General features: G+C 70.0%; 14 protein-coding genes. 10 read left to right on the forward strand and 4 right to left on the reverse strand.

The annotated features are described in order from the left end of the window. Window positions 1–6 precede the first annotated feature (6 nt). Together TPAU_RS04485 and TPAU_RS04490 are read left to right on the forward strand one after the other, a co-directional pair. Window positions 7–579 (forward strand): sigma-70 family RNA polymerase sigma factor, encoded by a 573-nt coding sequence (locus TPAU_RS04485; protein ID WP_013125577.1) that lies wholly within the window; start codon window positions 7–9, stop codon window positions 577–579. Beyond that, complete coding sequence (locus tag TPAU_RS04490; RefSeq protein WP_013125578.1) at window positions 579–1,688, forward strand: anti-sigma-D factor RsdA; 1,110 nt, start codon at window positions 579–581, stop codon at window positions 1,686–1,688. Before TPAU_RS04485 ends, TPAU_RS04490 begins: the two co-directional genes overlap by 1 nt. A gap of 60 nt (window positions 1,689–1,748) precedes the next feature. On the opposite strand, the gene TPAU_RS04495 is transcribed toward TPAU_RS04490, so the two are convergent. Then, window positions 1,749–2,138 (reverse strand): DUF5319 domain-containing protein, encoded by a 390-nt coding sequence (locus TPAU_RS04495; protein WP_013125579.1) that lies wholly within the window; start codon window positions 2,136–2,138, stop codon window positions 1,749–1,751. A gap of 84 nt (window positions 2,139–2,222) precedes the next feature. Between TPAU_RS04495 and guaB the strand changes: the two genes are divergently transcribed. The 6 genes from guaB (at window position 2,223) to TPAU_RS04525 (ending at window position 10,059) form a co-directional block, all read left to right on the forward strand. Continuing rightward, the gene (gene guaB, locus TPAU_RS04500; protein WP_013125580.1) at window positions 2,223–3,767 is read left to right on the forward strand and encodes an IMP dehydrogenase; all 1,545 of its coding nucleotides are present in this window, start codon (window positions 2,223–2,225) and stop codon (window positions 3,765–3,767) included. Between the two features lie 63 nt (window positions 3,768–3,830). Next, window positions 3,831–4,997: a GuaB3 family IMP dehydrogenase-related protein gene (locus TPAU_RS04505; protein ID WP_013125581.1), complete on the forward strand. Its 1,167-nt coding sequence runs from the start codon at window positions 3,831–3,833 to the stop codon at window positions 4,995–4,997. A 147-nt stretch (window positions 4,998–5,144) separates the two neighbouring features. Then, the gene (locus tag TPAU_RS04510; protein WP_013125582.1) at window positions 5,145–6,878 is read left to right on the forward strand and encodes a GMC family oxidoreductase N-terminal domain-containing protein; all 1,734 of its coding nucleotides are present in this window, start codon (window positions 5,145–5,147) and stop codon (window positions 6,876–6,878) included. A gap of 93 nt (window positions 6,879–6,971) precedes the next feature. Further along, window positions 6,972–7,625, forward strand: a complete 654-nt coding sequence (locus TPAU_RS04515) for a DNA alkylation repair protein (protein WP_013125583.1) — start codon at window positions 6,972–6,974, stop codon at window positions 7,623–7,625. Between the two features lie 24 nt (window positions 7,626–7,649). Beyond that, complete coding sequence (gene guaA, locus TPAU_RS04520) at window positions 7,650–9,209, forward strand: glutamine-hydrolyzing GMP synthase (RefSeq protein ID WP_013125584.1); 1,560 nt, start codon at window positions 7,650–7,652, stop codon at window positions 9,207–9,209. 40 nt (window positions 9,210–9,249) lie between these two features. Further along, complete coding sequence (locus TPAU_RS04525; RefSeq protein ID WP_013125585.1) at window positions 9,250–10,059, forward strand: SDR family oxidoreductase; 810 nt, start codon at window positions 9,250–9,252, stop codon at window positions 10,057–10,059. Between the two features lie 69 nt (window positions 10,060–10,128). On the opposite strand, the gene TPAU_RS04530 is transcribed toward TPAU_RS04525, so the two are convergent. Both TPAU_RS04530 and TPAU_RS21745 read right to left on the reverse strand, forming a co-directional pair. Then, on the reverse strand, window positions 10,129–10,380 hold the full coding sequence (locus TPAU_RS04530) for a hypothetical protein (RefSeq protein ID WP_013125586.1): 252 nt from the start codon (window positions 10,378–10,380) through the stop codon (window positions 10,129–10,131). Beyond that, entirely contained in the window at window positions 10,370–11,773 is a 1,404-nt protein-coding gene (locus tag TPAU_RS21745) for a PspC domain-containing protein (RefSeq protein WP_013125587.1), read from the reverse strand. The genes TPAU_RS04530 and TPAU_RS21745 overlap by 11 nt, the downstream gene beginning before the upstream one ends. Before the next feature lie 153 nt (window positions 11,774–11,926). Between TPAU_RS21745 and TPAU_RS04550 the strand changes: the two genes are divergently transcribed. Together TPAU_RS04550 and TPAU_RS04555 are read left to right on the forward strand one after the other, a co-directional pair. Next, entirely contained in the window at window positions 11,927–13,327 is a 1,401-nt protein-coding gene (locus TPAU_RS04550; RefSeq protein ID WP_013125588.1) for an ATP-binding protein, read from the forward strand. Further along, on the forward strand, window positions 13,324–13,995 hold the full coding sequence (locus tag TPAU_RS04555; RefSeq protein WP_013125589.1) for a LuxR C-terminal-related transcriptional regulator: 672 nt from the start codon (window positions 13,324–13,326) through the stop codon (window positions 13,993–13,995). Before TPAU_RS04550 ends, TPAU_RS04555 begins: the two co-directional genes overlap by 4 nt. 4 nt (window positions 13,996–13,999) lie before the next feature. On the opposite strand, the gene TPAU_RS04560 is transcribed toward TPAU_RS04555, so the two are convergent. Continuing rightward, window positions 14,000–15,157, reverse strand: coding sequence for a serine/threonine-protein kinase (locus TPAU_RS04560; protein ID WP_013125590.1), 1,158 nt, complete (start codon window positions 15,155–15,157; stop codon window positions 14,000–14,002). Window positions 15,158–15,172 lie beyond the last annotated feature (15 nt).

Consider the following 15,172-nt stretch of genomic DNA (forward strand, 5'->3'; position numbering starts at 1 on the left):
CTGGCGATGATTCTGACAGGTGAGGAGCTCGACCGGGCCGTGCGCGAAGCCGCGCGAGGGGACCGGTCGGCGCTCGCGGACGTCCTCGACTCCATCCGGCCTCTGGTCGTGCGGTACTGCCGTGCGCGGGTCGGTGGTGGCGAACGTCACTCGCTGTCAGCGGAGGACATCGCGCAGGAGGTGTGTATGGCGGTCATGATGGCACTGCCCCGGTACGAAGACCAGGGCCGCCCGTTCATGGCGTTCGTCTACGGCATCGCCGCGCACAAGGTCGCGGACGGCTTCCGTGCCGCAACGCGTAACAAATCCGACCCCGTGAGCGAGATGCCAGAGAGAGCGTCGCTCGACAGCGGCCCGGAGGTCACCGCCCTCGAATCCGAGGCGAACCGCCGGATGAACCGACTGCTGGGCACGCTCCCGGAGAAACAACGCGAGATCCTGATCCTCCGCGTGGTCGTCGGCCTCTCGGCCGAGGAGACCGCGGAGGCAGTGGGCGGTACCGCCGGTGCCGTCCGTGTAGCCCAGCATCGAGCGTTGGCAAAGCTGAAGAACCAGATCGCGAAAGAAGGTGAGATGTAATGGCCGGCAACGATCCGCGGAATCCCCGCGAGCAGGGTGACCCCCGTGATTCCGAACGCACGGCCGCTCACCGTTTGGGGCCGCCGATCCGTCCCATGCGCCCCGGTGCCGTTCCCGACAGCCGGAACGCCGATACCGGTTTCATCGACCGGGTCACCGATGACGGTGCGCCCGTCGACGTGGCCGCGGTCCGGCGCGACGACGAACTGATCGAGGCGCTCGCCTCGGGCGGTGCCGTGAGCACGTCCGATCACAGCGAGTTCGCGCTTGCCTCGCTGCTGGCGGACTGGCGCGACGAGATCGTCACCACCCCCGTCGCCGCGGGGCCGTCGGTCGACGAGCTGATGGCCGAGGCCGAGCGCCGCAAGGCCGGTGGTTCGGACGATGGAGTGACCTCGCTCGCCGATGCCCGTGCCGCGCGGCGCAGCCGCAAGCTGGGCCTCGCGATGGGGTCGGCCGCCGCTGCGGTCGCGATCCTCGGTGGTGGCGGCGTGCTGGTGAACGCCGCCAGCCCGGGCGACGGTGCGCTGTGGAGCGTCAAGGAGGTCGTCTTCGCGGACGCCGCCTCGCAGACCCTGGCGACCTCGGAAGCGAAGGCGCAGATCGAGAGCGCCGATCGTGACGCCTCCTCCGGCAACCAGGCGGCCGCACAGACGGCGCTGGCCAGCGCCCGGGAGCAGGCCGCGAAGGTCAAGAACGACAAGCAACGCGCTGCGCTCGAAGAGCAGATCCGGCAGGCCGAGGCCCGCGCCGGGCTGCCCGTCGGGTCCACCGACCTGCGCACCACGGTGCCGTCGTCGACGTCCACCACGCCGGTCACGCCGCGCCCCCCTGATCCGACGTCGGTCACGTCGATCCCGCCGGTGATCATGATGACCACGGCTCCGACGACGACGCCGATTACGACGACGCCGCGCCCACCGACGAGCACCACATCGCCGTCGACGTCACCGTCGACCTCGTCGACGGAACCGAGCACGACCGAGCCGTCGAGCGCCACCTCGGCGCCGTCGACCACCACGACGCCGCGCCCGCCGGTGACCACCACGACGACCGCGGCGGCGCACCCCACCTTCACGGTGGAACGGCCCGGAACCCTTCCCGGCTGACCGGCCGCGCCGACGAGAAAGCCCCCACCGTCGGTGGGGGCTTTCCTCGTGGTGCGGGCGCTACTCCTCGCCGGCGAGGTTCATGGCGGCATCGGCGTAGCCGCGGCAGTAGTCCCAGGTGACGTAGGAGTCGGGCGCCGGATCATAGGCCGGCTCGTGGGGGCGCACTGTGCCGTCGACCAGCAACTGCAGCAGGTTCGCGCGCAACATGTCCCAGTCGTGGTAGTGATCCTCCTGGCAGTCATCGCAGCAGATCACCAGGCCGCGGATGCCGCGATGGCCGAGCAGCGCCTCGTAGACGGACAGGTCGGCGAGGTCTTCCTCGACCGCGAGCCGCTCCGCGGGATCCAGCGGCTGGCCGGGATCGAGGGAGTCGAGAGCGGCCGTGGGGTCACTCGGATCGTCGGCGAACGGGTCCGGGGGTAGCCCGGGGGGAAGATTGTTGCGCACACCCCCACGGTACGCAGCGGCCCGCCGTTCGGCCAGCCACACGCCCGGCGCGAGCGCAAACCTTTCCCCGCGTACCATGGATACATGACGCGTACCGGCACTTCCGCGCCCGATTCCACTGGCCCAGTCCGCATCGGGGGTGACGATCCGTTCAAGGTCGCCATGCTCGGCTTGACCTTCGACGACGTCCTGCTCGTCCCCGCCGCCTCCGACGTGATCCCGTCCGGCGTCGACATCTCCACCAAGCTCACCCGCGAGATCTCGCTGAAGGTGCCGCTGATCAGTTCCGCGATGGACACCGTGACCGAGGCCCGGATGGCGATCGCCATGGCTCGCAACGGCGGCATGGGCGTGCTGCATCGCAATCTGTCGATCGAGTCGCAGGCGCAGCAGGTCGAGACGGTCAAGCGCTCCGAGGCCGGCATGGTCACCGATCCCGTGACGTGCAGCCCGTCGAACACGCTCCGCGAGGTCGACGAGATGTGCGCCCGGTTCCGTATCTCCGGTCTGCCCGTCACGGACGACAAGGGCACGCTGGTCGGCATCATCACCAATCGCGATATGCGCTTCGAGGTCGACTTCGAGCGCCCGGTCGCCGAGGTGATGACGAAGGCGCCGTTGATCACCGCGCAGGAAGGGGTGACGGCCGAGGCCGCCCTGGGCCTGCTGCGTCGGCACAAGATCGAGAAGCTGCCCATCGTCGACGGCAGTGGCAAGCTGACCGGCCTGATCACGGTCAAGGACTTCGTCAAGACCGAGAAGCACCCGAACGCCACCAAGGACTCCGACGGTCGGCTGCTGGTGGGCGCCGCGGTCGGCGCAGGCGATGAGGCATGGGAGCGCGCGATGGCGCTGCGTGATGCCGGCGTCGACGTCCTGGTGGTCGATTCGGCGCACGGGCACTCGAGCGGCGTGCTCAACATGATCGAGAAGCTCAAGCACGAGATCGGCGACGACGTGCAGATCATCGGTGGCAACGTCGCCACCCGCGGCGGCGCTGCCGCGCTGGTCGCGGCCGGTGTCGACGGTGTCAAGGTGGGCGTGGGGCCCGGCTCCATCTGCACCACCCGCGTGGTCGCCGGCGTCGGCGCCCCGCAGATCACCGCGATCCTCGAGGCGAACGCCGCGTGCGCGCCCGCCGGTGTGCCGGTCATCGCGGACGGTGGCCTGCAATTCTCCGGCGATGTGGCCAAGGCCCTCGCGGCCGGTGCGTCGACGGCGATGCTGGGCTCGCTGCTGGCGGGCACGGCGGAGTCGCCGGGCGAATTGATCCTGGTGGGCGGCAAGCAGTTCAAGAGCTACCGCGGTATGGGAAGTCTCGGCGCCATGCAGGGCCGCGGCCAGGGCAAGTCGTACTCCAAGGACCGCTACTTCCAGGACGATGTGCTCTCCGAGGACAAACTGGTTCCCGAGGGCATCGAGGGCCGGGTGCCCTTCCGCGGCCCGCTCGGATCGGTGATCCATCAGCTGACCGGCGGCCTGCGTGCGGCGATGGGCTACACCGGCAGCCAGACCATCACCGACCTGCAGCAGGCGCAGTTCGTGCAGATCACCGCGGCCGGTCTGAAAGAATCGCATCCGCACGACATCACGATGACGGTCGAGGCGCCGAACTACGCGAGCCGCTAGGGCTCCCGCGGGGCTCGCCCGTCGAGGGTGAGCCCCTACCCCGTCCCGGAAGGACCGAGCGCGTTGCGCGACATGGTTGAGATCGGCATGGGCCGCACGGCCCGACGCACCTACGAGCTGCAGGACATCAATATCGTCCCGTCGCGGCGCACGCGCTCCTCGAAGGAGGTGTCCACCGCCTGGCAGCTCGACGCGTACCGCTTCGACACTCCGATCCTTGCGCATCCCACCGATGCGATCGGATCCCCGGATTTCGCGATCGAGCTGGGCAAGCTGGGCGGTCTCGGCGTGCTCAACGCCGAGGGTCTGTACTCGCGGCACCGTGATGCCGGTGCCAAGCTCGACGAGGTCGTCGCGTTGGCGGCGTCGGACATCACGGGCGTCGCCGCGATCCGCAAACTGCAGGAGCTGCACGCGGCGCCGGTGGACACCGAGCTGCTGGCCGCCGCCGTGGGCCGGATCCGCGACGCCGGGGTGACGGTGGCGGTCCGGGTCTCGCCGCAGCGGGCCCGCGAGCTCACGCCGACGTTGCTGCAGGCGGGTATCGACCTCCTCGTGATCCACGGCACGATCATCTCCGCCGAGCACGTCTCGGCCGAGGATTCGGCGGGGGAGCCGCTGAACCTCAAGACCTTCATCGGCGATCTGGATGTGCCCGTGGTCGCGGGCGGCGTGAGTGATCACCGCACCGCGCTGCACCTGATGCGCACCGGCGCCGCGGGCGTCATCGTGGGATACGGCTCGGCCGAGGGCGCCACCACCACCCGGGAGGTGCTGGGTATCGGTGTGCCGATGGCCACCGCGATCGCCGATGCGGCGGCGGCGCGCCGGGACTACTTGGATGAGACCGGCGGCCGGTACGTGCACGTGATCGCGGACGGCGACATCTACAGCTCGGGTGATGTCGCCCGTGCCATCGCCTGTGGTGCGGACGCCACCATGCTCGGTGCACCGCTCGCGGTGGCGGCCGAGGCGCCGGGCAAGGGCTGGTACTGGCCGTCGGTGGCGGCGCACCCGTCGATGCCGCGCGGCGCCGTCGCTCCGGCACAGCTGAGCGGGCTCGATGCCCGCGACGGCGCGGCCCCGACCTTGCAGGCCATCCTGACCGGACCGTCGGGCGAGCCGAACGGCCAGCTGAACCTGGTCGGCGGCCTGCGCCGGTCGATGGCCAAGTCCGGCTACAGCGAGCTCAAGGAGTTCCAGAAGGTCGGTCTGAACGTCGCGAACTGAGCGTCGCGACGGTCACCGGGTCCATCGTGGAATCGGCCGACTCGCTGTTATTGAGTGGTGTTTAGTAGTACCGTTACCCGGCAGTAGGGCCGTTTCAGCCGCGGCCCTGTGACACATGTCCGCGCAGGACGGGTGAAGGGGACTGCAATGGCCAAGCAGAAGACGGGCGACCACTTCGACGTACTCGTGATCGGTTCCGGATTCGGCGGCAGCGTCACGGCGCTGCGCCTGACCGAGAAGGGGTACCGCGTCGGCGTGCTCGAAGCGGGGCAGCGATTCGAGGACGAGGACTTCGCCGAGACCACCTGGAACCTCAAGAAGTTCCTCTGGGCGCCCAAGCTCGGCTGCTTCGGGATCCAGCGCATCCACCTGCTCAACGACGCGGTGGTGCTCGCCGGCGCCGGTGTGGGCGGCGGCTCGCTCAATTACGCGAACACGCTGTACAAGCCGCCGGCCCCGTTCTTCAACGACCCGCAGTGGAAGGACATCACGGACTGGGACGACGAGCTCAGCCCGTTCTACGACCAGGCCCGGCGGATGCTCGGCGTGGTGAAGAACCCGCACGAGACCCCGTCGGACCGGGTGATCAAGCAGATCGCCGACGAGATGGGCGTGGGCGATACCTACGTCGCCACGCCGGTCGGCGTGTACTTCAATCAGCCCGGCCGCACCGACGCCGACCCCTTCTTCGGCGGCGCCGGTCCCGCCCGTACGGGCTGCACCGAGTGCGGGCAGTGCATGTCGGGTTGCCGCGTGGGTGCCAAGAACACCCTGATGAAGAACTACATCCACCTCGCCGAGAAGGGTGGAGCCCGATTCATCCCGATGACCACCGTGACCGGCGTGCGGGAGGGTCGTAAGGGCGTGTGGGAGATCGACACCGAGCGCACCGGTGCGGTCGCCCGGAAGAACCGCACCGTCTACACCGCCGACAACGTGGTCTTCGCCGCCGGCACCTGGGGTACGCAGACCCTGCTGCATCACCTCAAGGACACCGGCGCACTGCCCGAGCTGTCCGACCGGCTCGGGGTGCTCACCCGCACCAACTCGGAGTCGATCCTCGGTTCGGCGCGCACCACGGTCGACCCCACCGAGGATCTGTCCCAGGGCGTCGCGATCACCAGCTCCTTCTACCCGCGGCCCGATACGCACATCGAGCCCGTCCGGTACGGCCCGGGACGCAACGCGATGGGCATGCTGCAATCGCTCCTGGTCGACGGCGGCGAAGGGCGTACTCGCCTCGCGGGCTTCCTCAAGGGACTGGTGCGTAAGCCCAGCGACTTGAAACTGCTGCTGACCCAAAAGGACTGGGGCCAGCGCGTGCTGATCCTGCTGGTGATGCAGAGCCTCGACAACTCGATCACCACGTACACCAAGAAGATTCCCGGTTCGAAGAAGCGGCGCATGGTCTCCAAGCAGGGCCACGGCGCGCCGAACCCCACCTGGATCCCGGCCGGGAACGAGGCCGCGCGGATCGGCGCGGAGAAGCTCAACGGTGTGGCCGGTGGCACCTGGGGCGATATCTTCAACGTCCCGATGACGGCCCACTTCCTCGGCGGCGCAGCGATTTCGGAGACTCCGGAACAGGGTGTCATCGATCCCTATCACCGGGTGCACAACTATCCGTCGCTCTTCGTGGTGGACGGCGCCGCCATCTCGGCGAACCTCGGTGTGAACCCGTCGCTGTCGATCGCGGCGCAGGCCGAGCGGGCCGCCTCGCTGTGGCCGAACAAGGGCGAGCAGGATCCCCGGCCCGCGCAGGGGACCGGTTACCAGCGGATCGCGCCGACGGCGCCGGTCTCGCCCGCTGTGCCCGAGGGGGCGCCCGGCCAGTTGCTTCTGCCGCTGCCGAAGGTGCGGCCGACCCAGCCGCAGGCCTGACGCCATTGCGTTATCGGGTGCTGCGGGGGTGTTCGGCAGATTCCCCTCGCCCGTCCGCGCGGAACCCGACTTCGTGAGAGCTACCCTCGGGGCATGACCGTCGACGAGGCGTTGGCCGAGCTGGCCGCACTGGAGGATCCGAAGGCGCGGACGGTCAATGAGCGGCACGGCGACCCCCACGGCGTGAACTTGACGAAGCTACGAGCGCTCGCGAAGACGATCGGCACCGATCAGGACCTCGCGCGCGACCTATGGGCTTCCGGTGATGTTGCAGCGCAGTTGCTCGCGCTGTTGATCAGCAAGCCCAAGCAGTACACCGCCGACGAGCTCGACACCATGCTGCGCACCACCCGCAGCGAGAAGGCGCACGATTGGCTGCTGAACTACGTGGTGAAGAAGTCGCCGCACGAAACCGCGTTGCGCAATCGCTGGTTCGACGACGCCGATCCCCGAGTTCGTGCCGCGGGCTGGGCGCTGACCACCCACGCGGTGACCAAGGCCGACCTCGACCGGGACGACCTCCTGGACCGAATCGAGTCCGAGATGAAGGACGCGGAGCCCAAGCTGCAGTGGTCGATGAACGAGACCCTCGCAACCATCGGCATCGAGGACGAGGCCCGTCGCGCTCGCGCGGTGCAGATCGGCGAAGACCTGCAGGTGCTCGCCGACTACCCGGTCTCGAAGGGCTGCACATCGCCCTTCGCGCCGATCTGGATCGCAGAGATGGTGCGCCGTCGCGAGGGCTAACCGGCGCCGACTAGACTGTCCCGGGTGACGGACTCCCCAAACCCGGTTCTTGTCGTCGACTTCGGCGCGCAGTACGCGCAGCTCATCGCCCGCCGCGTCCGCGAGGCGCGGATCTACTCCGAAGTGGTGCCGCACACCATCACCGCCGATGAGGTGCGCGCCAAGAACCCCGCCGCGATCGTGCTCTCCGGCGGCCCCGCATCGGTGTACGCGGAGGACGCCCCCAATCTCGATCCCGCGGTCTTCGATCTCGGTGTCCCGGTGTTCGGCATCTGCTACGGCTTCCAGATGATGGCCAGAGCACTGGGCGGTACGGTCGCCAACACCGGGGGTCGCGAATTCGGCCGCACCACCTTCACGCCCGCCGAGGGCGTGCTGCACACCGGCCTCCCGACGGAGCAGCCGGTGTGGATGAGCCACAACGACGCGGTGCAGGTGGCGCCCGAGGGTTTCACCACCGTCGGCTCGACGCCGGGCGCCCCGGTCGCGGCGTTCGAGAATGTCGACAAGCGGATGGCCGGCGTCCAGTACCACCCTGAGGTGCTGCACAGCCCGCATGGTCAGGAGGTGCTGACCCGCTTCCTGTACGAGATCGCCGGGCTGAAGCCCACCTGGACCGCGGCGAACATCGCCGAGCAGCTCATCGACGACGTTCGCGTCCAGGTCGGTGCGGACGGCCTCGCGATCTGCGGCCTGTCGGGCGGCGTCGACTCGGCGGTCGCGGCCGCGCTGGTGCAGCGCGCCATCGGCGATCGTCTCACCTGTGTCTTCGTCGATCACGGGCTGTTGCGCCAGGGCGAGCGCGAGCAAGTGCAGAAGGACTTCGTCGCCGCGACTGGCGCCCGCCTCGTGACGGTGGACGCCGAGGAGACGTTCCTGTCCCGCCTGGCCGGTGTCTCCGACCCGGAGACGAAGCGCAAGACCATCGGTGAGCTGTTCATCCGCTCCTTCGAGGGCGCGGTCTCCGAGGTCGTCGGCACGGCGGACGCCAAGGTGGAGTTCCTGGTCCAGGGGACGCTGTACCCCGACGTGGTGGAGTCCGGGGGCGGCGCCGGCACCGCGAACATCAAGAGCCACCACAACGTGGGCGGCCTGCCCGAGGACCTCGAGTTCACCCTGGTCGAGCCGCTGCGGCTGCTGTTCAAGGACGAGGTCCGCGCGGTCGGCCGCGAGCTGGGCCTGCCGGAGGAGATCGTCGGCCGCCAGCCCTTCCCCGGGCCGGGCCTGGCGATCCGCATCGTCGGCGAGGTCACCAAGGACCGCCTCGACCTGCTCCGTAAGGCCGATGCGATCGCCCGTGAAGAGCTCACCGCCGCGGGCCTCGACGGCACCATCTGGCAGTGCCCGGTGGTGCTGCTCGCCGATGTCCGCAGCGTGGGCGTGCAGGGCGACGGCCGCACCTACGGTCACCCGATCGTGCTGCGTCCCGTCAGTTCCGAGGACGCGATGACCGCGGACTGGACGCGTGTGCCGTACGAGACGCTGGAGATCATCTCCACCCGGATCACCAATGAGGTGGAAGAGGTCAACCGCGTGGTGCTCGACGTGACGAGCAAGCCGCCGGGGACCATCGAGTGGGAGTAACGGTCACGTTCTGACCGCTGCCGTGGGTACCGTCGATGTCATGACGATTCTGGTGACGGGTGCAACGGGAAACATCGGACGGAAGGTCGTGGACGAGCTGCTGCTCAGGGGTGTCTCGGACATCCGGGCGCTCACCACGAACCCAGCGAAGGCGAATCTGCCGAGCGGAGTGGAGGCCTTCGCGGGCTTCATCGGCAAGCCGGAGACGCTCGATGGCGCGTTCGACGGCGTGACCGCGATGTACCTCGCGCCGTACGAGCCCACCGCGGCGGAGGTGCTGCGGCGGGCGAAGGACGCGGGCGTTCAGTATGTGGTGGCGACCTCGGGCAGTGCGCACTGGCAGGCGCTCACCGACATCATCCTCGGGAGCGGGCTCGACGTGACCGTGCTGGGCCCGGGCGAATTCTTGGAGAACTTCGCGGGCTGGGCTCCCGGGATCGCCGCGGATTCCACTGTGCGCGAGCCCTACCCGGATGCCGGCAACGCCCCGATCGGGATGATCGACATCGCGGCAGTGGCCGCGGCGCTACTCACCGCCGAAGACCGGACGCCGCACCTGGGGCGCACCTACGACATCACGGGTCCCGAGTTCCTCACCCGCCCGGAGGCGGCGCGGCAGATCGGTATCGGGATCGGCCGGGAGGTGCGCTTCGAGCAGATCACCCGTGAGCAGGCGGAGGAGCTGCTGCGACCGTCCATGGGTGACATGGCTTCCTGGTATCTCGACCTGCAGCAGGCCTCGATCGAGTGGAAGCAGGAGCCCAACGATCTGGTGGAGCGGCTCTCCGGCCGCCCGGCGACGTCGTTGGCGCAATGGGCGGCCGCGAACCGGGAGTTGTTCTCCGCCTGATCTTCTCCGGACATGGGAGAGCCCGGGGCGCATGGGTGAGGGGTGCGCCCCGGGCGTCTCGCGCCGCCGCTAGGGGGTGTTCGGCGGCTGGTCGGTGGGAGAGTTCTTGCCGGGCTTGATGATCAACATCAAACCGGCGATGGCGACGGCGCCGATCACGACCACCGCGAGGAGTGTGCCGGCGCTGATCAGGCTGGGCCCGCCGGCCGCGCCCCACACGGCGATGGTCAGGGCGATCAGGCCGGCGACGAGCAGTGCCGGGGAGAAGCGGCGCGGCGCGCCCTTCTCCGTTGCGGTGCCGGGGTTCTCATCAGCGGACACGGTTCACCTCCACGCTCCCGACGTTGCCGCTGGCGTCGATCTTCAGCGTCGGTGCGTCGGGCTTGGCACCGGCGCCGAGGATCAGTCCTTCGGGGCACTGGGTGTCGCCGACATTCACCGAGCAGGTGACCTCGACGTTCATCGAATCCGGCACGGTGATGCGGGTTTCGCCCGCGGCGACCCGGGTCTTGAGCTTGCGGTCCTGGTCCAGGGTCATCCCGCGCAGGTCGAGGGTCAGGGTGCCGGCCTGCAGCTTGAACTCCTCGGGCATGGTCGCCGCGTCGGTGAGCACGTACGACCGGTCGCCGCGGGGCGCGTCGACGTAACCGCTCATCACGTTCTGCGCTGTCGCGGCCACCACGACGAACCCGGCGAGCGGGATCGCGGCGACCAGCAGCCCGTAGCCGGTCTTGTGAAAGGCACCGAACAGCAGTCCCGCGGCGATCACGCCGAGCACCAGTGAACCGGCGAGAACGGGGGAGACCGACGCCAGCCCGGTCACGTTCACTGCGGCGATACCGGCGGCGGTGAGGAGTGCGAGCCCGAGCGTGACCGGCGTGGCCCGGGACCGCGGACGCGGGAGCGGGGTGGGCGGCGTGGGCTGTGCGGGTTCGGGAAGGTCCCAGGCGAAGGGCGCGGCGCCCAGCGGATCCCACCGGGGCGGGTGGATCTCCTCGGTCACCTGGTCGCGGCGCGGCTGCTGGGGTGCGGTCGTCGGGGTGGCCTGCGGTGGCGCCACCGGGGGAGCGGCGTCGGTCGCCGGCGTCGCGGTATCCGCGGCGGCGGCGGATTCGGTGGTGTCGTCGGCCTGCGCGGGATGTGCCGCGCCGGCCTGCTGTGCCGGTTGCTCGGCCGGCGCGGCGAAGGTGCCCGGGTCGGTCCCCGCCGGCGGCTGCCACATCGGTTGCCATCGGAACGGCGCCGCGGGTGGCTGCCACGCGCCCACCGGGGCCGGGCCGACATCGACGAACCGCGACGAGATCGCGGTTCCGGGCGGTGCCTGCGGGGTGCGCTGGTGCAGCGCGTACCAGACCACCAGTAGCAACGCCGCGCTGATCATGCCGGAGCCCGGCCACGACGAGCTGAGTCCGCTGCCGAAGGACACGGCGAGCACCGCCGCGATCACCAGCACGAAGGGCGGCGGTCCGCTCTGCTCCGGCGCGTACTCGCGGTACGGCTCCTTCGGCAGCACGAAGATGCCGACGATGTACGCGATCAGTCCGGCTCCGCCGAGCAGAGCCGCGCCGAGGAACGCGGCGCGCACCAGCGCGACGTCCACCTGGTAGCGGCGAGCGAAGCCGGTGCACACGCCCGCGATGGGCGCGCGCCGGGCCCGCAGGGGCCGGGTGTCCCACATCTGCCGGACCTGGCTGGAGAGGGTTGCTGTGTCCATGTCATCGATACTGCTGGCGCGGACGGCGCGGAACCATCGGGATCTACCCTGAATTCGCGGACGCTCCGGCTCGGGGTTTCCGAGGCATCCGGGGGCGGCTCCGGGAGTTCCCCGATGCGCGGCACCGCGATGGCGTGCCACCATCGAGGAACGATGGCACGACTTTCACGACGCGCTCGGCGCGCACGCAACTCCTGGGCGCAGTACCAGGCCTGGGCCCCCGTGTACCCCCGGTACCCGGGCGCTGCGGCGCACCCCGGCCAGGGCGCACCGTCGACGGTGCCGCAGGCGCCCGCCCCGGTGCCCGGGTTCCCGCTGCCCGGCCCCGACGCCGGGCTCGGCTATCCCCGCATGTATCGCCGTAACGGTGGTGCCGTGATCGGTGGTGTGTGCGGCGGCATCGCCGACCACCTGGAACTCGACGTGACCCGGGTGCGGATCGCGTTCACCCTGCTGGCGCTGCTCGGCGCGGGCGTCATCATGTACGCGCTGCTGTGGTTCTTCTGCCGGCCGGGCACCGACACCGAGAAGCCCGATCCGGCGGAGCGTCGCCGTGGTCTCGCGCTCGCCGTGCTCGGCGTGGTCGGTGCCGCCACGCTCACCGCGGTCGCCAGCAACGCGAACACCGGATTCATCGTGCCGGTGATCGTGATCGGCGTGGGGGCCGCCCTGGTCTGGCGCGAGGCGGATTTCGCCGCGCGCGCTCCTGCGGCGGTGGGCGGTCCCCGGCTGATCACCTGGCTGCGCATGCTGGGCGGGGTCACCCTGGTGGTCGTCGGTCTCGCCGTGGTCTTCCTGGGCCGCGTCGATGTCTCCGCGCTGCCGACGGCATTGGCCGCGGTCGTGCTCACACTGGTGGGCGTCGCGCTGCTCACGGTCCCGGTGTGGATGCGCATGTGGCGAGACCTCGGCGAGGAGCGCGCGGCCCGGGTGCGCACCATCGAGCGCGAGGAGATCGCCTCACACCTGCATGATTCCGTGTTGCAGACCCTGGCCCTGATACAGAAGCAATCGGCCGACGGTGCCGCCGTCAAGCGCCTGGCGCGCAGCCAGGAACGTGAACTGCGGGAGTGGCTGTTCGGTGCCGCCGAGGCACCGGCGAGTTCGCTCGCCGCCGCGCTCAAGGCCGCCGCCGCCGATGTCGAGGACAGCCACGGTGTGGCGGTCAACGTGATCACCGTGGGCGATGTGGAGGGCGCGGAGCTGGGTGTCGACGACCGATTCACCGCCCTGCTGGGGGCTGTGAAGGAGGCGATGGTCAACGCCGCCAAGCACTCCGGCTGCGAGACGATGGACACCTACGCCGAGGTCGACGCCGATCTGGTCGCCGTCTTCGTGCGCGACCGCGGCATCGGATTCGACCCGGACGCGGTACCGTCGGACCGGCAGGGGTTGGCGAAGTCGATCCGGGCCCGCGTGGAACGTCGCGGCGGCACCGCCGAGGTGCGCTCGACGCCCGGGCGCGGCACCGAGATCCGGCTCTCGGTTCCCCGGCCCGGTTCGGACGCACCCGCGTCGGAACCGGCGGAATCGATCGCGGAGGAGAACGCGTGACCAACCGGGTGTTCCTGGTCGACGATCACGGGGTGTTCCGCTCGGGCGTGCGCGCCGAGCTGGCTCGGGAGGCCACCATCGAGGTGGTCGGCGAGGCCGGCACCGTCGCCGAGGCGGTGTCCGGGATCCTTGAGAGCGCACCGGATGTCGTGCTGCTGGATGTGCACATGCCCGACGGTGGTGGTGTGGCCGTGCTCCGCGGGGTCACCGACGGTGCGCCGCGCGCCCGCCTGGAGAAGACACCGGTCTTCTTGGCGCTCAGTGTGTCCGACGCTGCCGAGGACGTGATCGCCACCATCCGCGCCGGAGCGCGTGGCTACGTCACCAAGACCATCTCGGGTCCCGAATTGGCCGATGCCGTGCGGCGGGTGGCCGACGGTGACGCCGTGTTCTCGCCTCGGCTGGCCGGTTTCGTGCTCGATTCGTTCACCGGGCGCTCGCCGGTGCCCGAGCCCGCGCTCGATCCGGAGCTGGATTCGCTCACCCCACGTGAGCTGGAGGTGCTGCGTCTGCTGGCCCGCGGCTACACCTACCGGGAGATCGCCGAGGATCTGTTCATCTCGGTGAAAACGGTCGAGACGCATGCCTCGAACGTGCTGCGGAAGACGCAGCAGAGCAACAGGAACGCGCTGACCCGCTGGGCGCACACCCGGCACCTCGCCGACTGAGGCGTCAGCCGAGTGCGATGATGACGCCGGCCACCACGGCGGCGAGCACGATGAAGCCCAGGATGATCCATGCCGCGAGGACGGTGTTCGACATACCGGAGGGCGGGGCCACCGGAGGTGGTGTGTAGTTCGTCGCCGGACGCGGCGCGGGCGGACGGTTCCCGGTGGCTGACTGTGCCGTCCGGTCCCGCGGCTCCCGGGGTACGCGCTCTCCGGCCGAGCGACGCAGCCACACCGCGGCACCGTCCTGACCCGGCTGCAACGGCGATGCGAGCACAGCGGCGGGATTGCCGCCGGCCGCGGCCACCTCGGCGAGGCGGTCGCGGGCGGTCTCCAGGGAGGGACGCTTGGTGGGGCTCGGCTGCAGCATGTCCAGGATCACCGCGGTGAGTGGTCCGGTGTGCTTGGGACGGTCGATCTGGCCGCGAGCAACCTTGTGCAGCAGCGACATCGAGTCCTCGTCCACACCGAAGGGCGGCACTCCCTCCAGTGCGGTGTAGAGGGTGGCGCCCAGGGAGTACAGGTCGGAGGCCTCGGACGGTTCGCCGCCACGGGCCACCTCGGGCGCGAAGTACGCGGGTGTGCCGGTGATGATGCCGGACGGTCCGGCTTCGTCGCCCTTCGCCCGGGCGATACCGAAATCGGAGAGCTTCACGGTGCCCGAGGCGCGGCCGCGGTTGGCGATGAGGATGTTGCCGGGTTTGATGTCGCGGTGGATGATTCCGGCCTCATGCGCCTCGATGAGGGCGTCGGCGACCTGCGCGCCGATCTGCGCGACCTGTCGGTCGGGCATGGTGCCGGTCATGTGCAGTACCTGCGCTAGTGAGCGGGACGGCAGGTACTCCATCACCAGCCAGGGCTCGCCGCGGTCGATCGCGACGTCGTACATCGAGATCGCATTGCGGTGCTGCAGTCGGGCGGCGATCCGTCCCTCGTGCAGGGCACGGCGGCGCAACTCGTCGGCTTGTTCTTCGGAGAGTCCCTCGGTGGAGATGACCTGCTTGGCGGCCACGTCGCGGTCCAGGCGCTCGTCGCGGGCGAGCCACACCGCGCCCATGCCGCCGCCGCCGATCTTCGACGTCAGCCGGTAGCGTCCGGCCACCAGGTAGTCGGGCCCGGGGACGCCGCGCGTCGCCCCACCGGTTCCCGTCGATTCCGTCACGCGTCGATACTAGAG

Source organism: Tsukamurella paurometabola DSM 20162, assembly GCF_000092225.1.
In the GTDB taxonomy this organism is placed as follows: Bacteria; Actinomycetota; Actinomycetes; order Mycobacteriales; family Mycobacteriaceae; genus Tsukamurella; species Tsukamurella paurometabola.